At 71.3% G+C, this 18,810-nt stretch carries 17 protein-coding genes; 4 read left to right on the forward strand and 13 right to left on the reverse strand.

The features are described from left to right. Positions 1 to 53 precede the first annotated feature (53 nt). The 6 genes from ACIGXP_RS18035 to ACIGXP_RS18060 are packed head-to-tail and all read right to left on the reverse strand — an operon-like array spanning position 54 to position 6,482. Positions 54 to 1,172 carry a DegT/DnrJ/EryC1/StrS family aminotransferase gene (locus ACIGXP_RS18035; protein ID WP_399769326.1) on the reverse strand — a complete coding sequence of 373 codons (1,119 nt, stop codon included), beginning with the start codon at positions 1,170 to 1,172 and terminating at the stop codon, positions 54 to 56. Beyond that, positions 1,169 to 1,858 (reverse strand): NeuD/PglB/VioB family sugar acetyltransferase, encoded by a 690-nt coding sequence (locus ACIGXP_RS18040; protein WP_399769328.1) that lies wholly within the window; start codon positions 1,856 to 1,858, stop codon positions 1,169 to 1,171. Before ACIGXP_RS18040 ends, ACIGXP_RS18035 begins: the two co-directional genes overlap by 4 nt. After that, a complete protein-coding gene (locus tag ACIGXP_RS18045; protein WP_399769330.1) occupies positions 1,855 to 2,994 on the reverse strand; it encodes a DegT/DnrJ/EryC1/StrS family aminotransferase in 1,140 nt (379 codons plus the stop codon). Before ACIGXP_RS18045 ends, ACIGXP_RS18040 begins: the two co-directional genes overlap by 4 nt. Continuing rightward, a complete protein-coding gene (locus tag ACIGXP_RS18050; protein WP_363218544.1) occupies positions 2,991 to 3,965 on the reverse strand; it encodes an NAD-dependent epimerase/dehydratase family protein in 975 nt (324 codons plus the stop codon). Before ACIGXP_RS18050 ends, ACIGXP_RS18045 begins: the two co-directional genes overlap by 4 nt. 31 nt (positions 3,966 to 3,996) lie before the next feature. Continuing rightward, positions 3,997 to 5,052, reverse strand: coding sequence for a Gfo/Idh/MocA family protein (locus ACIGXP_RS18055; RefSeq protein ID WP_399769332.1), 1,056 nt, complete (start codon positions 5,050 to 5,052; stop codon positions 3,997 to 3,999). A gap of 23 nt (positions 5,053 to 5,075) precedes the next feature. Further along, positions 5,076 to 6,482, reverse strand: coding sequence for a sugar transferase (locus ACIGXP_RS18060; RefSeq protein ID WP_399769334.1), 1,407 nt, complete (start codon positions 6,480 to 6,482; stop codon positions 5,076 to 5,078). A gap of 310 nt (positions 6,483 to 6,792) precedes the next feature. On the opposite strand from ACIGXP_RS18060, the gene ACIGXP_RS18065 reads away from it, so the two are divergent. The 3 genes from ACIGXP_RS18065 to ACIGXP_RS18075 are packed head-to-tail and all read left to right on the forward strand — an operon-like array spanning position 6,793 to position 10,001. Beyond that, positions 6,793 to 7,641, forward strand: coding sequence for a glycosyltransferase (locus ACIGXP_RS18065; protein WP_399769336.1), 849 nt, complete (start codon positions 6,793 to 6,795; stop codon positions 7,639 to 7,641). A gap of 27 nt (positions 7,642 to 7,668) precedes the next feature. After that, positions 7,669 to 8,928 (forward strand): MFS transporter, encoded by a 1,260-nt coding sequence (locus ACIGXP_RS18070; RefSeq protein WP_399769338.1) that lies wholly within the window; start codon positions 7,669 to 7,671, stop codon positions 8,926 to 8,928. 32 nt (positions 8,929 to 8,960) lie between these two features. Beyond that, positions 8,961 to 10,001 carry a TolB family protein gene (locus tag ACIGXP_RS18075; RefSeq protein ID WP_399769340.1) on the forward strand — a complete coding sequence of 347 codons (1,041 nt, stop codon included), beginning with the start codon at positions 8,961 to 8,963 and terminating at the stop codon, positions 9,999 to 10,001. A 49-nt stretch (positions 10,002 to 10,050) separates the two neighbouring features. Here the strand turns inward: ACIGXP_RS18075 and ACIGXP_RS18080 are convergent, their stop codons facing one another. Genes ACIGXP_RS18080 through ACIGXP_RS18095 form a run of 4 tightly spaced genes read right to left on the reverse strand, consistent with a single transcriptional unit; the run spans position 10,051 to position 14,967 of the window. Then, positions 10,051 to 11,724, reverse strand: coding sequence for a glycoside hydrolase family 13 protein (locus ACIGXP_RS18080; protein ID WP_399769342.1), 1,674 nt, complete (start codon positions 11,722 to 11,724; stop codon positions 10,051 to 10,053). Between the two features lie 42 nt (positions 11,725 to 11,766). Then, positions 11,767 to 12,600, reverse strand: a complete 834-nt coding sequence (locus tag ACIGXP_RS18085) for a carbohydrate ABC transporter permease (protein WP_399769344.1) — start codon at positions 12,598 to 12,600, stop codon at positions 11,767 to 11,769. Then, positions 12,597 to 13,658 (reverse strand): carbohydrate ABC transporter permease, encoded by a 1,062-nt coding sequence (locus ACIGXP_RS18090; RefSeq protein ID WP_399769346.1) that lies wholly within the window; start codon positions 13,656 to 13,658, stop codon positions 12,597 to 12,599. Before ACIGXP_RS18090 ends, ACIGXP_RS18085 begins: the two co-directional genes overlap by 4 nt. 10 nt (positions 13,659 to 13,668) lie before the next feature. After that, positions 13,669 to 14,967: an ABC transporter substrate-binding protein gene (locus ACIGXP_RS18095; protein ID WP_399769348.1), complete on the reverse strand. Its 1,299-nt coding sequence runs from the start codon at positions 14,965 to 14,967 to the stop codon at positions 13,669 to 13,671. A gap of 240 nt (positions 14,968 to 15,207) precedes the next feature. On the opposite strand from ACIGXP_RS18095, the gene ACIGXP_RS18100 reads away from it, so the two are divergent. Beyond that, on the forward strand, positions 15,208 to 16,269 hold the full coding sequence (locus ACIGXP_RS18100) for a LacI family DNA-binding transcriptional regulator (RefSeq protein ID WP_399769350.1): 1,062 nt from the start codon (positions 15,208 to 15,210) through the stop codon (positions 16,267 to 16,269). A 25-nt stretch (positions 16,270 to 16,294) separates the two neighbouring features. Here ACIGXP_RS18100 and ACIGXP_RS18105 read toward each other — a convergent pair whose 3' ends face one another. The 3 genes from ACIGXP_RS18105 to ACIGXP_RS18115 are packed head-to-tail and all read right to left on the reverse strand — an operon-like array spanning position 16,295 to position 18,809. Beyond that, positions 16,295 to 16,939, reverse strand: coding sequence for a nitroreductase family protein (locus ACIGXP_RS18105; protein ID WP_399769352.1), 645 nt, complete (start codon positions 16,937 to 16,939; stop codon positions 16,295 to 16,297). Continuing rightward, positions 16,936 to 17,829 carry a hypothetical protein gene (locus ACIGXP_RS18110; protein WP_399769354.1) on the reverse strand — a complete coding sequence of 298 codons (894 nt, stop codon included), beginning with the start codon at positions 17,827 to 17,829 and terminating at the stop codon, positions 16,936 to 16,938. Before ACIGXP_RS18110 ends, ACIGXP_RS18105 begins: the two co-directional genes overlap by 4 nt. Further along, positions 17,826 to 18,809, reverse strand: a complete 984-nt coding sequence (locus ACIGXP_RS18115; RefSeq protein ID WP_399769356.1) for a ScbA/BarX family gamma-butyrolactone biosynthesis protein — start codon at positions 18,807 to 18,809, stop codon at positions 17,826 to 17,828. Before ACIGXP_RS18115 ends, ACIGXP_RS18110 begins: the two co-directional genes overlap by 4 nt. Position 18,810 lies beyond the last annotated feature (1 nt).

The raw sequence follows: 18,810 nt of genomic DNA on the forward strand, positions 1-18,810 counted from the left end.
CTCAGCGGTGCTGTGCAGGACCGACGCGTGCCGTCGGGTGGAGCCGGGGCCGGTCAGCTTCCGAGCGCGTCGGTGAGCGCGTCCACGACGCGCTGCTGCTGATCGGCGGTGATCTGCGGGTACAGCGGGAGCGACAGGATCCGGCCGGCCGCCCTCTCGGCGTTCGGGAAGTCGCCCCGGACATGGCCGAGATGGCGGTACGCGGGCGTGAGGTGCACCGGGACGGGATAGTGCACACCCGCGCCGATGCCCTCGGCGTTGAGCTTGCCGACGATGTCGTCGCGGTCCGCGCCGACGACCTGGACGACGTACAGGTGCTGGACGTGGACGTTGCCGGGCGCCGTTGTGGGGAGCACGATGCGGCCGGTGACCGCCAGGTCGGCGAGCAGTGCGTCGTAGCGGGCCGCGGCTGCCCGCCGGGCCGCGTTGCCGTCCGCCAGCCGGGCCAGCCTGGCCCGCAGGACGACGGCCTGCAGCCCGTCGAGACGGCTGTTGAACCCGGGCACGTCGTGGCGGTACTTGGCGACGCCGCCGTGGTTCGCGATCGCCCGCACCAGGCCGGCCAGTTCCTCGTCGTCGGTCAGCACCGCGCCCGCGTCGCCGTAGGCACCCAGGTTCTTGCCCGGGTAGAAGCTGGTGGCCGCGATGCCGCCACTGCCCGGCGCGCGGCCGTCGCGGGTGGCGCCCTGGCACTGCGCGGCGTCCTCGACGACCCGTACGCGACCGGGCAGCCGGCCGGCCAGTTCCGTCACGTCGGCCATCTGCCCGTAGAGGTGCACCGGTACCACCGCGCGGGTGGCCGGGCCGACCGCGTCCAGCGCGGCCTGGGGGTCGAGCAGGTGGGTGTCGGGCAGGCAGTCCGCCAGGACCGGTCGCGCACCGATTCTGGCCACGGCGCCCACGGTGGCGATGAAGGTGTTGGCGGGCACCACGACCTCGTCGCCGGGCCCGACCCCACTGGCGCGCAGGGCGAGTTCGACGGCGTCGGTTCCGTTGGCGACGCCCACGCAGTGCGCGACACCGCCGAACTCCGCGTACGCGTGCTCGAATCGGCGGACCTCGTCTCCGCCGATGAACGCGGTGTCGGCCAGGATCCGTTCGAATCCTGCCCGTACCTCCTCGGCCACCTCGGCGTGGGCCGCCTTGAGGTCGACAAGCGGAATCTGGTTCATCGGACGGGACCCCCCATTTTTCGCGTCGCGAGTTCGTCGAGCGCGGGCGCGTCCGCCGCGCGCAACCGCCGGGCCGGGCTCCCCGCCCAGACCTCTCCCGGCGGCACATCGCCGAGCACGGTGCTGCCCATCCCGACCAGCGACCAGGCTCCGATCGCCGTGCCCTCCCTGACCAGGGCCCCGGAGCCGACATAGGCGCCCCGCTCCAGCCGCGCTCCCCCGCCCAGGCGGACGCCGGACGCGAGAGTGACGTAGTCCTCCACCACGTCGTCATGGGTGAGGACGACCTGCGGCATCACCGCCACATGCGCACCCACCCGCACGGCGGCGGTCAGGACGCAGTGCGCGAGCAGGACCGAGCCGGGGCCGACCCGGGACGTCGATGACACCGCCGCCGCCGGGTGGATCACGGTGGCGTAGCGGTCCGGGGGCAGGGCGAGCCTGCGGGCCAGACGGGCGCGGGCCGCGTAGTCCCGGGGGTTGCCCACGCAGATCACCACGCGGGCGCGGGGCAGGTCGTGGACCAGGTCGCAGCCGCCGAGGACGGGCACGCCGTCCACCTCGGTACCGTGCAGGGCGGAGTTGTCGTCGAGGTGGCCGAGCAGCTCGGCATCGGCCGCGTCGCGTACGGCCTGTGCGGTCTCCCGGGCGAAGCCGCCCGCGCCGACGATCAGCAGCCCGTTCATCTTCGGGCCTGTTCGCGCAGCGCCGCCACGACGCGGTCCTGCTGGGCCTCGGTCATCGTGTGGAACAGGGGCAGGATCAGTGAGTCGCGGCTGATCCGCTCGGTGACCGGCAGCGGCGCGCGGGGGTGGTCCGCGTAGGCGGGTTCGAGGTGCGCGGCCATGATCCCGCGCCGGGCGGAGACACCGGCCTCGGCGAGCGCGGCGAGCAGGTCGTCCCGGCCTGCGGGGAAGTCCTGGTCCAGCAGCACCCAGTAGGACTGGAAGTTGCTCTGCCCGTGCGCGGGGTCGCGTACGGGAGTGAGGCCGGGGACGTCGTGCAGCAGCGTGTCGTAGCGGGCCGCCAGCTGTCGGCGGCGCGCGATCATCGCGTCGAGTTTCCCGAGCTGGACCAGGCCGACCGCGGCCTGGATGTCGGTCATCCGGTAGTTGAAGCCGACCTCCAGGTAGCTCTCCAGGACCGGCCTGTTGCTCGCATGGCGCTCGGCCGCCGAGGCGTTCATACCGTGCTCGCGCAGCCGGCGCAGGCGGGCCGCCCACTCGGCGCTGTCCGTGCTGATCATGCCGCCCTCCCCCGTGGTGACGACCTTGCGCGGGTGGAAGGACCAGGCGGCGATCAGCGCGCCGTGCCCCACGGGCTTGCCGCCGACGGTGGAGCCGATGGCGCAGGCCGCGTCCTCGGCCAGGGGCAGGTCCCAGTCCGCACAGGCGGCGCGCAGGGCGTGCACATCGGCCGGTACGCCGCCCTGGTGGACGGCGAGGACGGCCTGGGTGCGCGGGGTGCGGACCGCGTCCACGGTGGCCGGGGTGAGGTTGCCGGTGGCCGGGTCGACGTCGGCGAACACGGGCTCGGCGCCGACGTGGCGCACGGCGTTGGCGGTGGCGATGAACGACAGCGAGGGCACCACGACCTCGTCGCCGGGCCCCAGTCCGAGCGCGACGAGCGACAGGTGCAGGGCGGTGGTGCAGGAGCTGACCGCGACGGCGTGCTCGGCGCCCACCCGCTCGGCGAAGGCCCGCTCGAAGGCGGCGACCCGGGGGCCCTGGGCGACCCACCCGGACAGCACCGCGTCGGAGGCGGCCCGGGCCTCCTCCTCGCCGAGCCAGGGGATCATCACCGGGATGCGGTCGGTGCTCACTTGGCCGCCTCCCGCTCCGCACGCCACCACGCCACCAGGTCGTTGAGCCCCGTGCGCAGGTCGATCCGCGCCGTGAAGCCGAGCCGCTCGGCGGCCTGTGCGGTGTCCGCGAGCCTGCGGGTGACCCCGTTCACCGTGCGGGCGGGCCCGTACACGGGCTCCAGTCCCTCGGCCCCCATCGCCTCCAGCAGGCCGTCGGCGAGTTCGCGCAGCGAAGTCTCGGTGCCGCTCGCGATGTTGAACACCTCGTCGGTGAGACCCGGCTCGGCGGCCAGGACATTGGCCCTCGCGATGTCACGCACGTCGACGAAGTCCATGGTCTGCATGCCGTCGCCGAGGATCAGCGGCGGCTCGCCCGCCTCGATGCGCTCCATCCAGCGGATGAGCACCTCGGTGTAGAGACCGTGGATGTCCATCCGGGGGCCGTAGACGTTGAAGTAGCGCAGCGCCACGTAGTCCAGTCCGTACATGGCGTGGAAGCTGCGCAGCATGCCCTCGTTGAAGGCCTTGGCCGCGCCGTAGAAGGTGTCGTTGTTGTACGGGTGGTGGCGCTCGGTCGTCGGGAAGGTCTCGGCCAGGCCGTAGACGGACGCCGAGGATGAGGCGATCACCTTGGACACGCCGGCCTCGGCCGCTGCCTCCAGGACGTTGAAGGTGCCGTCGACCAGGACCTCGTTGGCGAGCCGTGGCTCCTCCGCGCACTGGGTGATGCGGATGGCGGCGAGATGGAACACCAGGTCGGCGCCCTCGGTGACCTTCCGTACGGTGGCGGCGTCCCGGATGTCACCCTCGACGACCTCCACGACGCCGCCGGGCAGGGCCTGGGCGAGGTTGGCCCGCCGTCCGCGCACGAAGTTGTCGAGTACGACGATCTCGCGGGCGCCGCCCTCGGCCAAGAGGTCGACGAGGTGCGAGCCGATGGTGCCCGCTCCCCCGGTGACCAGGATCTTCTTTCCTCGTACGCTGCTCAACTGCCTTGCCCTCCCGGTCAATTGCATGTCCTCAGCGCCCGGCGCGCAGGCCGACGACCGCGCCCTTGAATTCGAGACTGCGGGACGCCGCTTCGAGAATGTCCAGCACCCTGAGGCCCGCCCGGCCGTCGGTCAGCGGCGCCCGCCCCGCACTGATCGCGTCGGCGAACTCGTCGACCATGCTGCGCAGCGCTTCCTTCTCGCCGATGGCGGGCGCGACCATGTCTCCGGCGCGGTACGAGATGAGCATGTCCCGGCGCTCGTCCGCGCCGATCTCCTGCGGTGCGGCCAGGTCCACGCCCCGGTCGTAGACCGCCACGCGTTGCAGGGGGTTGAGGTCGTCCCAGATCAGGGTGCGTTTGGCGCCGCCCACCATGGTGGTGCGAACCTTGGTCGGGGACAGCCAGTTGACGTGCACGTGCGCGATGGCGCCGGTGTTCAGCTGGAGCGTCAGATAGGCCACGCAGGCCTGTCCGGCGCCGATCGGGTCGGCACCGTGGGCGGCGACGGCGACCGGTTCGACGTGGTCGGGGAGGATGAAGTCGAGGATCGACAGGTCGTGCGGGGCCAGGTCCCACAGCACGTCGATGTCCTTCTGGACGAGGCCGAGGTTGATCCGGACCGAGTCGACGAAGTGGATCTCGCCCAGTTCGCCGGCCCGGACCAGCTCCCGGATGCGGCCCACGGCGGGCGTGTAGCAGTAGGTGTGGTCGCACATCAGGGTGAGGCCGCGCTCCTCCGCCTCGGTCACCAGGCGCATCCCGTCGGCGTACGTCGCCGCGAGGGGCTTCTCCACCAGGACGTGTTTGCCGGCACGCAGGGCGGCCAGGGCGATGTCGAGGTGGGTTCCGGCGGGTGTGGCGACGGCGACGGCGTCGACGGAGGGGTCGGCGAGGACGGCCGCGTAGTCCGCGGTGGCCTGGACCGTCGAATACCCGCCGAGGACCCGCTGGGCCCGCTCCACGTCCAGGTCGCACAGCCGGCGCAGCCGGAACCGCTCGCTGGCCTGGAAGTTGCGGACGAGGTTGGGACCCCAGTAGCCGGCCCCGACGACCGCGACCCCCAACGGCTCCCTGGTCTGCGTCACGTGGTTCCTCTTCCCTTGGTCCATCAGTACGCCCCCGTTCCTCGCACCACTGCGGACCCGGTGCGCACCAGGATCGAAAGGTCCAGGCCCATCGACCAGTTGTCCACGTATCCGAGATCGAGCCGGACCGCCTCGTCCCAGGGCAGGTCGGAGCGGCCGCTGACCTGCCACAGTCCGGTGAGGCCGGGTTTCACGAGCAGCCGGCGCTTGATGTCCGGCGTGTACTCCTCCACCTCCTCGGGCAGCGGCGGGCGCGGGCCGACGAGTGACATGTGGCCTCTGACCACATTGATCAGCTGCGGCAGTTCGTCGAGCGAGCTGCGGCGCAGGAACGAACCGACCCGGGTGACCCGCGGGTCCTCCCGCACCTTGAACAGCAGGCCGTCGCTGTTCTGGTTGAGGTGTGCCAGTTCCGCCCGCAGGGCCTCCGAGTCCGGTCGCATCGTGCGGAACTTCAGCATGGTGAAGTGGTCGCCGTACCGGCCCACCCGCTGCTGTCTGAACAGGGCGGGGCCGGAGCTGTCCAGCCGGACGATCAGGGCGATCAGCAGCATGGGCAGGGCGAGGACCGTCAGGAGAGCCGCTGCGAGCGTCCGGTCCAGCAGTTCCTTGGGCAGCCGGGAGATCCGGGACAGGTTCGGCCCCTGTAAGCGCATCAGCGGCACCCCGTTGGTGGGCCGTACCGCCAGCCGGGAGGCGGACACATCGGTCAGTACGGGGGCCAGCAGGAAGTCGACGCCCTGTACGGCTGCCGTCCAGGACATCCGGCGCAGCACGGAGGCGTCGGCGCCGGGCACCGGCAGTGCCACGACGGTGCTGATGCCCAGGGCCCGGACCACGTCGTGCAGGTCGCCGAGACCGCCGAGGAAGGGCATCCCCAACTTGCGTGTCCGTGCGGCGTTCTGCGGGTCGCTCAGGCAGACGCCGGCGACCTGCAGTTCCTGTGCTCCGCCCCGCCGCAGCACCGTGGCCAGCTCCACGATGCCGTGCGACGGCCCGACCAGGAGCGTGGCGCTGCGGTCCCGGCCGCGTGACCATCGTCTGTGCAGCCGGCGGCGCAGGGTGTACCGGATCGACAGGGCGATCGCGGCGACCGGCACGGCAGCCATGGCCATGTCATGAAGGAGCCCGGAATCGTGTGTGAACAGCCAGTAGGCGACCGCGGCCAGCGCCGGCAGTGCGACGGCGCCTCGAAGCACCCGGCGGTACTCCTCGCTGCCCAGGCCCAGGGCGCTGCGGTCGTAGGAGCGATGGACGAGCATGACGACGATCCACGCCGGGGGCAGCGCCACAGCCACCGCCCAGCGGCCGTAAGCCGCGTGGATCAATAAGGCCGCGACAACGGCCGCCAGACCGTCCGCGACCAGCAGGGCTCTCCGGTACTTCTGCTCCCAACGTCTTCGGCGACCTTGTGGAATTCTGTGTTCCACAACCACATGCTCATGCGTGACCTCAATGGTCATGCCACCCCCCACATGCGCGGCTGTCCCTGACCGAAGTGCCCTCGACACAGCGGCACTGGAAAGCAAGGGAGCTTCAGCGGTTCCCCAACCGCCCCATGCCCCCGGCATGCTGGTATTGCCTGTGCAGAATCCGTTCACCGGGCCACGCCGTGACATGCGGTCGAGTTCCCCACCCAAATCGGCCCGGCGGTCCTCAATCTAGACCACGAGCCGCAGTCGCGGGAACAGTTGGACGAAACACGCATCGCATGAGCGATATTGGCTGCATACTGCCCCCGTGACGAGCATCGTGATCCCGGCTCACAACGAGGCACGAGTCATCGGCCGGCTCCTCGATTCCCTGCTGGCCGACAGCTCCGGGGCCGAGACCGACATCGTGGTCGTGTGCAACGGCTGTACCGACGACACCGCGCGGATCGCGGCCGCACGCGGCCCGCGCGTCCGGGTGGTCGAGATTCCCGTCCCGTCCAAGCACGTCGCCCTGCGCACGGGTGACGATCACGCGCGCGGCTTCCCGCGCCTGTATGTGGACGCCGATGTCGTGATCACGAGCGCCGCCGTACGGGCGCTGACCGAGCCGCTGTGCGACGCCACCGCGGGCGTTCTCGCCACCGCCCCCGAACGTCAGATCCCGCTGGCCGGCTGTGCCTGGCGGGTGCGTGCCTACTACCAGGTGTGGCAGCGGCTGCCGGCCGTGCGCAAGGGGCTGTTCGGCCGAGGCGTGATCGCGGTCTCCAAGGCCGGGCACGCCCGGATCGCCGCGCTGCCGCCGCTGATGGCGGACGACCTGGCCGCGTCCCTGGCCTTCGCCCCCGAGGAGCGACGCGTGGTCGGCGCGGCCCGTGTCGTGGTCCACCCGCCGCGCACCTGGCGGGACTTGATCAAGCGACGGATCCGCGCCGCGGTGTCCACCGCCCAGGTCGAACGGCAGCAGAGCCCGGACGGAGCTTCGGCGCGCACGAGCAAGGCGGATCTGCTGGCCGTGCTGCGCAGGGAGCCGAAGCTGTTCCCCGGTGTCCTGGTCTTCGTCGCGGCAGCGGTCGTCGCCCGCCGGAAGGCCCAAAAGGCCATCGGGGAAAAGGACTTCGGCACCTGGCTTCGGGACGAGAGCAGCAGGCATGCCTGATCCGCACCGCACCTGGAGTCCCTGACCATGTATCTCACCGACCGCTCCACACCGCCGGGGGCGGACACCGAGCAGGGCCGAAGACGCGGCCCGGTGCCCAAGGTCGCCCCGGTCGTGCTCGTGCTGGGTGCGGTCAGTCTGATCACCGACATCTCCTCGGAGATGGTCACCGCCGTCCTGCCGCTCTACCTCGTCAGCACGCTCGGCTTCAGCCCGCTGGGATTCGGCACCCTCGACGGCGTCTACAACGGCGTGAGCGCGCTGGTGCAGCTCACCGGCGGCCACCTCGCCGACCGGGTGCGCGGCCACAAGCTGCTGGCCGGACTCGGCTATGGACTGTCCGCGCTGTGCAAGCCGCTGCTCCTGCTCGCGAGCGGCCTCGGCACACTCGGTACGGTCCTCGCCCTGGAGCGGACCGGCAAGGGCCTGCGCACCGCCCCGCGCGACGCGATGATCTCCTTGTCGACGCCGGCCGGTCACCAGGGCCGGGCGTTCGGCGTCCACCGGGCGATGGACACCACCGGCGCGATGCTCGGCCCGCTGGCGGCCTTCCTCATCCTGCGCGCGGCGGCCGACGGCTACGACGCCGTGTTCGGCGTGAGCGCGTGTGTCGCCGCGCTCGGCGTGCTCGTCCTGGTGCTGTTCGTACCCGGCAGACGTCACAGCGCGCCAGGTGCGGCGGACGGCAGGCAGCCCGTCCGTGTACGCGAGGCGCTGGCGCTGCTGCGCCTGCCGCGTCTGCGGGCGCTCGCCGGCTGTGCCGCGCTGCTCGGCCTGACCACCGTCAGCGACGCCTTCGTCTATCTGCTGCTGCAGCGGCGTGCGGGGGTCGGCGAGCAGTGGTTCACGCTGCTGCCGCTGGGCACCGCCGCCGTGTTCCTGCTGCTGGCGGTGCCCGTCGGCGGACTGGCCGACCGGGCCGGACGGCGCACCGTGTTCCTCGCCGGGCACATGGGTCTGCTCATCGCCTACGCCCTCCTGCTGTGGGCCCCCGCCACGCCGGCCCTCCCCTTTCTCGTCCTCGCCCTGCACGGCACGTTCTACGCGGCGACCGACGGTGTGCTCCCGGCCGCGCTCGCCGGCATCGTGCCCGAGCAGCTGCGCGCCAGCGGCCTGGCCATCGTCGGTACCAGCCAGGCGCTGGCCCGGTTCTGCTGCTCGCTGGCCTTCGGCGCCGCCTGGACGGTGTGGGGAGACGGACCGGCGCTGGCCGGATCGGCGGTCGGTCTGCTGTGCTGCGCCGCCGCCGCGGGCATGGTGCTGCGGCCGACGGGCGGGGCCCGATGACGCCGCCGGCACCGAGAACCACAAGGATCCCGATGACATCGCTGCGCCGCCGCCTGCTCGTACTCGTCGCGGCGGTCCTGCTCCTGGCAGGCCTGGCCACCGGCGTCGTGCTGCACGCCGCCGCCCGCGCGGACCGGGCGAACCAGCCGCAGACGGGCGGTCCCGCTGTCAGCGCAGGCACGGTGACGCTCGACCAGAAGGACCGCCTGACCTTCCTCAACGGGATCGGCGGCCCGCATCGCACCGCGGTCGCCGCGGTGCCGGCCACCGACCCCGGGGGCGGGCGGACCGCCTCGGACCTGAAGTGCGCGCGCTTCTACGCGGCGGCCGGCACGGGCGTCTGCCTGCAGTCCACCCCCGGCGTCCTCAGGCAGAGCAACCGCGCCCTGCTCCTGGACGACCGTCTGCGCACCCTGCGCACCTTCCCGCTCGCGGGCACCCCCAGCCGGGCCCGGGTCTCCCCCAGCGGCCACTTCGCCGCCTGGACCGTCTTCGTCTCCGGCGAGTCCTATGCGTCCGCCTTCTTCTCCACTCGGACCTCGATCCTCGACACCCGCACCATGCGGCTGACTCCCAGCCTGGAGACGTTCTCCATCGTCAAGGACGGCAAGCCCTACCACGCTTCGGACATCAACTTCTGGGGCGTCACCTTCGCCTCCGACGACGACACCTTCTACGCCACGCTCAACACCGCCGACAACACCTACCTCGTACGCGGTTCACTCTCCCGGCGTATGGTCACCACCCTGGCCCGGAACGTGGAGTGTCCCTCGCTCTCCCCCGACGGGACCCGCGTCGTCTTCAAGAAGCGGGTCCTGTCGGGTGCCGCCCTCTGGCACGAGTACGTCCTCGACCTGAACACCCTGCACGAGACGGCACTCGCCGAACGCCACAGCGTCGACGATCAGGCCGTCTGGCTCGACAACCACACCGTCGCCTATGCGCTCCCGGCCGACGGCAAGGTCGGCAGCAGCGACGTGTGGAGCGTCCCCGCGGACGGCACGGGAAGCCCCCGGCTGCTGATCGCGGGGGCCTCTTCGCCCGCGCCGATCCGGCCGGGAACGGCCTCATGAGCTCGTGGCGCACCTCCGGGGCGGAGGTGCGCCGGGCGGGCGAGCCGTTCTATACAGCGAGCCAGACCGCTTGGTCGGGTGCGAGGCGGCCGTTCTCGATGGGGGTGCTGGCGACCAGGACCGAGGTGTGGGCGGGCAGGGGGCAGGGGTCGGGCGAGAGGTTGACCACGCAGGTGAAACCGGGGTCGCGGGCGAAGGCCAGGACACCCTCGGGAGCGTCCAGCCAGGTGAGGGTGCCGTCGCCGAGCGCGGGGTGTTCGCGGCGCAGGCGCAGGGCGCCGCGGTAGAGCTCCAGCATCGCCGCGGCGTCGCCGGTCTGCGCCTCGACGCTCAGCTCGGCCCACGCGGCGGGCTGCGGCAGCCAGGGCGCGGCGGAGGCGTCCTCGGGACTGAAGCCGTACGGTGCCGACTGTCCGCTCCAGGGGATGGGCACGCGGCAGCCGTCGCGGCCCCGGTCGGTGTGTCCGGACCGCTCCCAGACGGGGTCCTGGAGCACGTGCTCGGGCAGGTCCTCGACCTCGGGCAGGCCCAGCTCCTCGCCCTGGTAGATGTAGGCGCCGCCGGGCAGGGCGAGCATGAGCAGGGCGGCCGCGCGGGCGCGCCGGGTGCCCAGCGCCAGGTCCACGGGGCCCTCGGGGCGGTACGGCTCGTTGGCGGTCCACCGCTTGACCGTCCGGCGGCCGTAGCGGCTCGGGTGGCGCATGACGTCGTGGTTGGACAGCACCCAGGTGGCCGGCGCACCGACCGCGCCGAGCATGGCGAGTGAGTCGTCGATGACGGCGCGCAGCTCCTTCGCACTCCAACTGGACATGAGGAAGTCGAAGTTGAACGCGGTGTGCAGGCCGTCCGGGCGGACGTACGCGGCGAGCCGTTCGGGGGTGTCGGCCCAGGCCTCGGCGACGAACGACCGGTCGCCGGGGAACTCGTCGGCCACCTTGCGCCAGGCGCGGTAGATGTCGTGGACCTCGTCGCGGTCCCAGTGGGGGTGGTCGACGTGCTGCCGGGGCCCCGGTTCGGCCGCTTCCCGGGAGACGAGGGGGCCCAGCACCGCCGGTTCCTGGCGGGGCGGGAGGTCGGGCAGTTCGGGGTGCTTGACGAGTCCGTGGGCGACGTCGATACGGAAGCCGTCCACTCCCCGGCTGAACCAGAAGCGCAGGATCGACTCGAACTCGGCCCGGACGTCGGGGTGTTCCCAGTTGAGGTCGGGCTGCTGAGGGGCGAACAGGTGCAGGTACCACTCGCCGTCGGGCAGCCGGGTCCAGGCCGGGCCGCCGAAGCAGGAGACCCAGTCGTTGGGCGGTTCGGAGCCGTCGGGTCCGCGGCCGGGGCGGAAGACGTAGCGCTCGCGTTCGGGGCTGCCCGGGCCCGACGCCAGGGCGGCCTGGAACCACGCGTGCTGGTCGGAGGTGTGGTTGGGCACGATGTCGGGGATGACGCGGATTCCGTGCCGGTGGGCTTCCTCGATGAGCTGCTCGGCCTCGGCCACCGTGCCGAAGAGCGCGTCGATCTCTCGGTAGTCGGCCACGTCGTAACCGTGGTCCGCCATCGGGGACTTGTACCACGGGTTGATCCATATGGCGTCGATACCGAGGGACTTGAGGTACGGCAGGCGGGAGCGGATCCCGGCGATGTCACCGACACCGTCACCGTTGGCGTCGGCGAAACTGCGGATGTAGACCTGGTAGATGACGGCGCTGCGCCACCACGGCGCGGTGCTGGGCATGGTCTGGAGTGGGCCCTTCGGGAGTGCGGGAGGGTGAGGTGTCTACTTGGCTGCGCCGGCGGTGAGTCCGGCGACGATACGGCGCTGGAAGAGCAGCACCATCGCCACCAGCGGGACGGTGACCAGGACGCCCGCCGCCATCTGGCTGCCGAACGGGGTCTCGAACTGGGTCGCGCCGGCGAACTTGGAGATGGCGACCGGTGCCGTCTGCATGGCGGACTTGTTGGTCATCGACAGGGCGATGAGGAACTCGTTCCAGGCGGCGATGAACGTGATGATCGCGGTGGTGAAGATGCCCGGCGCGGCGAGCGGGATGATGACCTTGCGGAATGCCTGGCCGCGGGTGCAGCCGTCGATCATCGCGGCGTGCTCCAGCTCGTCGGGCATCTGCCGGAAGAACGTGGTGAGGTTCCACACGGCCAGGGGCAGCGCGAACGACATGCTCGGCACGATCATCGCCTGGTAGGTGTTGATCCAGCCGATGTCGGTGAACAGCTTCAGCAGCGGAACCACGATCGACACCACCGGGAACATCGAGGTGGCGATGATCAGCGTGAGGATCAGCCGCTTGAACCGGAACTCCAGCCGGGCCATCGCGTAGGCGGTGAACGTGGCCAGCAGCAGCGCCAGTGCCGTGGTGACGCCCGCGACGACCAGGCTGTTGAGCAGTGCTCGGGTGAACCCCTGGGACGGGTCGAACACGGCCCGGTAGTTCTCGAACGACACCGGGGCGGGCAGTAGCGAGGTGTCGAAGATGTCGGAGGTGCGTCGCAGGCTGGAGACCAGCATCCAGTAGAACGGGGCCAGGCAGTAGGCCACCACCACGGCGACTCCCACGTACAGCAGCCGGGTGCGCCAGGTCGCCGTGCGGGTCATGCCGCCACCTCCGTCCGGCGCGGCGCCAGGATGCCCCGCAGCCGCAGCATGCTGCGTTTCCCCTTCGTGCCGTCCCGGTCGCCGACGAGGTCCGCGCCGAGCAGCCGGACGAAGGCGAGCGCGATGAGCAGGACGTAGAGGAAGAGGATCACCGCGTAGGCGGAGGCCGGTCCGAAGCGGACGTTGGAAGCCTCGTTCTGCGCGAGCATGGACAGGGTTTCCACCGAGTTCTTCTGCGCGCCGACGAGGATGTAGGGCAGGTCGAACATCCGCAGCGCGTCCAGGCAGCGGAACAGCACCGCCACCAGGAGTGCGGGCTTCACCAGGGGCAGGGTGACGTGCCGGAACCGGCGCAGGGCGCCGGCCCCGTCGATGCGGGCGGCCTCGTAGACCTCCTTCGGGATCACCTGGAGGCCGGCCAGGACCAGCAGCCCGATGAAGGGGGCGGTCTTCCACACCTCGGCGACGACGACCGCGACCTTGGCGTGGAAGCCTTCGGTGGTCCACAGGATCTGGCGTCCGAGGATCGCGTTGGCCACGCCGTTGCTGTTGAAGATCCACCGCCACAGCAGGCCGGAGATGGCCGTGGGCACCGCCCAGGGCACGAGGATGCCCGCTCGTACCAGGGCGCGGCCCCGGAAGGCCTGATGCATGATCAGTGCCATCGCCACGCCGATTACCGTCTCCAGCCCCACCGTGACGACCGTGAAGAACGTGGTGTTCCAGAAGGCGTTCCAGAACCGCCGGCCGTCGGCGCCGAAGATGTCGGCGTAGTTGTGCAGCCCGACGAACGGCTCTGCGGTGCGGATGAATCCGGTCCTGGGATCGAGGCCCTTGGGTCCGTAGAGCGACTCGTGCAGCGCCATGAGTGTCGGATAGAGCACCACGACGGCCAGCACCAGGAGCGTCGGCGAGACCAGCAGGGCCGCCATCCGGCCCGAACCGGCCGTCGCCCGGGCGCGCGTGCGGCGGCGCGGGGGCACCGGCGTGGACGGCTGCCGGGAGGTGCCGCCGCGTGCGTGCACCGGGGTGCCGGGCGGGATCGTCGTGTCGGTCATCACCCGCTCCTCACTGCGCCGTGGACTTTTGCAGCGCGCTCTGCAGGTCCTTGAGCGCCTGCGCGCTGCTCTTGGCGCCGGTCAGCGCGGCGTACGCCTCCTGCTGGATCGCCGAGGTCGCGTCGCCGTACTGCACGACCCGCGGGCGGGGCACGGCGTGCAGGATGGACTGCTTGAGGACGGGCAGGTACGGATACTGCTTGACCAGCGAGGCATCGTCGTACGACGTCGCGTACGGCGGGGCGAGGGAGGCGTCCTTCAGGAACGTGTTCGTGCTGTCCTGGCTGCTGAAGAACTTCATGAAGTCCAGCGCCGTGGCCTTGTTCTTGGCGAAGGAGGACAGGGCGAGGTTGTGACCGCCCAGGCTGGAGGAGCCGGGTCCGTTCAGACCGGGCAGCGGCGCGACCGCGAACTTCCCCGCCAGTTTGCTCTTTTCGGCGAGCGCGTACATGTAGGGCCAGTTGCGCAGGAAGATCAGCTTGCCGGACTGGAATGCCTGGCGGCCGTCCTCCTCCTGGTAGGTGATGGCCTCCTTCGGGATCGTGCCGTTCCTGACGGCGCCGACGAGGAAGTCCAGGCCCTTGCGTGCGCTGGGCGTGTCGACGTCCGGCTTGCCGCTCGCGTCGGTGACGACACCGCCCGCGGAGTTCACGGCCTCGGCGAAGTTGACGGTCAGGCCCTCGTACTTCTGGAGCTGTCCGGCGTAGCACGACATGCCCTCGGCCCCGGGCAGCCGCTTCACCTTGGCGCAGTCGGCGGTCATCTCGGACCAGGTGGCCGGAGGCTTGGTGATGCCGGCCTTCTTCAGCAGATCGGTGCGGTAGTACAGCAGTCCGCCGTCGGAGCTGGCGGGGACCGCGTACAGGCCGCCGCGGTATTTCGCCGTCTCCACCACCGGCTTGAGCATGTTCCGCAGCAAGAACCTCTGCTCGGGCAGGCGGTCGATCCACTGGTGGGCGGCGAACTCCGACGTCCACACGACGTCGAGGGAGAGCACGGTGTAGGCGTCGGACTTCGTCTCCGCGTTCTGGATCATCTGCTGCCGCTGCGAGTCCGCGTCCGTGGGCAGCTGGACGAAGGTGACCTTCTCTTTCGGGTGCAGCTTGTTCCAGCGGTCGATGACCTTCGGCACGACGCCGGAGGTGTCCTTTCCCGCCACGTAGGTGATGGGGCCACGGCCCTCGAAGGATGTGCTCCCGGCCGGCTCGCCCGAGTCACTGCCCCCGTTCGAGCCGCAGGCGGTGAGAAGGAGCCCGGCGGCGGCGAGCGTCGCCGAGCACCGGAGGGCTCTGGTGGTTCTGGTCTTCACTGTCTCTCTCCTGGTCGTGCGGGAACCGAAGGAATGAATCGACGCTGTCGAGACAACGCTTGCACGCTAGGAGTGCACTCGGGCGCAGTCAATCCGTAACTTGCCGGTAGCTCGAACATATCTGGAAGTACAGATGCCCTATTTACTGGCAAAGGATGACATCACGATGGCGTACTGCTGTCGTGACAGCGCTGTCACGACAGCTGGGAGCGAGACCCGTCCCTGTGCTAACTTCCGCTCATGTCACCCGCTCAACGGCACCCCACGATGGCCGACGTCGCCGAACGGGCCGGCGTCTCCCCCTCCACCGTCTCGCGCACCCTGCGCGGCCTTCCGACCGTTTCGCCGGAGGTCCGTGCCCGGGTCGAACAGGCCGCCAGGGAGCTGAACTTCGCGGTCTCACGCCAGGCGGCGAGCCTGGTCACGGGAAAGACCGGGGTGGTGGCGGTGCTCGTACCGACACTCAACTCGTGGTTCATGGGATCGGCGCTGTCCAGCCTGGGTCCCCTGCTGCGCGCGGCCGGCCGGGAACTGAACGTCTATGTCATCCCCGACATGGCCGAGCGCACCGCGTTCTTCGAGCGTCTCCCGGCCCGCCGGAACGCCGACGCGCTGCTGGTCTTCGGCTTCGACCTCACCGATGAGGAGACCGCACGCCTGGACGACCTCGGGATGCCGGTCATCTACGTCAGCCAGCACGCCGAGGGCCGGCCCAGTGTGTACGTCGACGATGTCGCCGGTGCCCTGAAGGCCACCCGGCACCTGCTGAACCTCGGCCACCGCCGGATCGCGTTCGCGCCGACCACGGGGGCCACCGGCTTCAGCTTCAGCTCGCGCGAACGCCTGCTCGGCTACCAGCAGGCGCTGACCGAGGCGGGCATCCCCGTCGACGACGAACTCGTGGTCACCATGGCGGCCGACGACACGCGGGCCCTCGTCACCGGCATCGGGCAGCTGCTGAGCCTGCGCGAGCCGCCCACCGCTCTCTTCGCCGAACAGGACGAGCTGGCCGTGGCCGTCATCCACACGCTGCGCCAGGCCGGCATCCACGTGCCCGACCGGATGTCCGTCATCGGCTTCGACGACCACCAGGTCGCCCCGTGGTTCGACCTCTCCACCGTCGCGCAGTCGCCCTCCGACATGGGCCGGCTCGCGGGGGAACTCGCCCTGCAGCTCATCGACGACACGGCGGCCGACCACGCCCGGCACATCATCCTGCCCACCCAGCTGATTCCGCGGGCGACCACGGCGCCCCGGGTGACGCCCCCGCAGGACGACGACACGGCACAGACATCCCCGTAAGCACCTGTGATCGGCTGGATGCCGGTCAGGTGCCCTGCCAGCCGTCGTGGTGCAGGACCTGCTCCAGCGGCAGTCGCGGCCCCGGCCGGAAGGTGGTGCGCAGCGGGTACGCCGTCGGCAGCAGCGCGCCCTGACGGACGGTGGGCGGCAGGCCCAGCAGGCCGGCGATCTCCTGCTCGCGGTCCAGATGGACCGTCGTCCAGGCGGTGACCAGACCACGGCTGCGGGCGGCCAGCGCATAGCTCCAGGCGGCAGGCAGCAACGAGGCCCACAGGCCGGCCTGGTTGCCGGGGGGCAGCCGTCCGTCGGCCAGTTCGAGACACGGGATGACCAGGACGGGGACCCGGTGCAGCCGGTCGGCGAGCGACCGTGCGGCGGTGAGCACGGAGCGCGTGGCCCGGGGCAGTTGTGCCGGCTGCTCCAGTGCGGCGGCGTTGCGGTCGTAGAAGGCGGCCCGGTACACCTCGGCAACCTTCGCGCGCAGCCGCGGGTCGGTGAGCAGGATCCACCGCCAGTTCTGCCGGTTGTTTCCGTTGGGCGCCTGCAGGGCGATGCCCAGGCAGTCCTTGACGAGTGCCGGATCCACCGGCCGGTCCAGGTCGAGGCCGCGCCGCACGCATCGCGTGGTGGTCAGCAACTCCTCGCAGGACAGCGCAGGTTCGTCGGTCACGGCCACAGCACCGCCCGGGTGATCAGCGCGAGGTACGTGGCCACGACGAAGCCGATCGCGGTGGGCATCGGCCAGGCGCCGCGCCGCGCGGACAGGAAGCGCCGGGTGCCCCAGGCGGGCAGGGCTACCGCGAGGCAGGGCAGCAGCCCGAGCGGGCCGTCCGGCGCGCACAGCGGCACCTGGCAGCCGACCGCACCGGCTGCGAACCCCGCGGTCACCAGCGCGCTGCGGCGCGGTCCGATGTCCGCCGCGTACAGACGGGCTCCGGGCGGCGCCTCCCAGGCCGTCTTGCGGGCGAACTCGAAGTGCAGGAACACGCAGGCGCTCAGGGCGAGCAGCACCGCGCCGCGCCAGTCGCCGGTGACGGTCCCGGCGGCGACGAGCGAGCCGTACACATAGGCGCCGAGCACCACCTGTACCGGGTAGGTGACCGCCAGGCCGAGCAGCTGACGGTCGCGTACCGCGGACGACAGCCGTTCCAGGGCGGCGAGGAGCAGCCCGTACCCGAGGGCCGCGAGGAGCAGCAGGGCGTCCGTGGCCGAGAGGGCGGCGTTCAGGGCCGCCGCCCCGACGGTGATCACGGCCATCGCGCCGCGCAGTTCGGCCGCGGTGATCGCGCCGGTGACGAGCGGCCGGTCCGGGTGGTGCACGCGGTCGTGGGCGAGGTCCTTCTGCTCGTCCAGCATCCGCAGGAACAGCAGCGCCAGTACGACGCTCGTGACCCGCACCCAGGTGGCGCCGGAGGGCCGCCAGGCCCTACCGGTGGCGGCCACCGCCGTACTCTCCAGGGCGAGGACCCACAGCAGCCCGTAGGTGACGTAGAGGTGCGGCCGGAACCTGTGCAGCACAAAACGGCCCAGTCTGGCCGGGGCCGGCGGAAACGACGTCATACGGCTCCGTGGGCTGCCCGGCCCGCGAGGACTCCCGCCCTGCCGGACCGGTCCGGTTCGGCCAGCCGGATCCGGGCCTCGGCGGCGACGGCGCCGGGCTGACGCAGGGTGCACTCGATGCCGGCGCCGGGCAGCACGGGAGCGGTCCGGCACCGGAGCGGCAGGTCCATCTCGGCGAAGCAGCGGAACCGCGCGGTCAGGCCGACCGGCAGCGCCGCGGGCGTGCGGACGGCGCCGGCGGCGACGGCCGCGGTGACGGCGAGCTGGCGGAAGGCCTCCAGCTCCAGCATGCCGGGCACGTGGTCGACCCAGTGGTCGTACAGACTCGGATGCGTGGTGTCGACGACCAGGTGGGCTGTGCGGGTGCCGTCGTCTGCGGCGTGCGGTGGGGAGATGACCGTGTTGGCCGGGTCACGCCGCCCGACGAGTGCGGGATCGACGCGTGGGCCGGGCAGGGCGACGGGCACGTCGGGCAGGCCGAGTGCGCCCCGCTGACCGGCCCGCAGACGCGTCCAGTCCTCGGGCGGCATCCAGGAGTAGTCGATGCGGGCCAGCAGGGCCTCCTGAGTGCCGATGGTGCAGGTGAAGCGCAGCCGCAGTCCCGTCACCGCGGCCCGGATGCGGAACCGGTGCTCGATGCGGACCGCGATGACGGCCTCGGTGGGAAGGTCACCGCAGGTGAGCGCCGTCGGGTCCGGCACCTCGAACTCGACCGCGCGCAGCAGGAACTTGTGCCCCAGGGGGACGTCGAGGTAGCGGTGGGCCACCACGAAGATGCCCTGCCTGCACGCTTCGAGCAGCAGCAGCGGATCGTGGTGGGTGCGGGGCTCAAGGGTGTCGTGGTAGTAGGCGTGGCGGCGGGGAAGTTGCGCGGCCAGCAGCAGCTCGTCGTCGCTGGGGCGCTCGGCGTCGGTCAGGAAGACCTCGGCGACCGCTGCCCGGTGCACCACTTCCTTGGCGAGTGTCCGGGTGAACTGCATG

It is taken from the genome of Streptomyces sp. NPDC053069 (assembly GCF_044546895.1).
GTDB lineage: Bacteria > Actinomycetota > Actinomycetes > Streptomycetales > Streptomycetaceae > Streptomyces.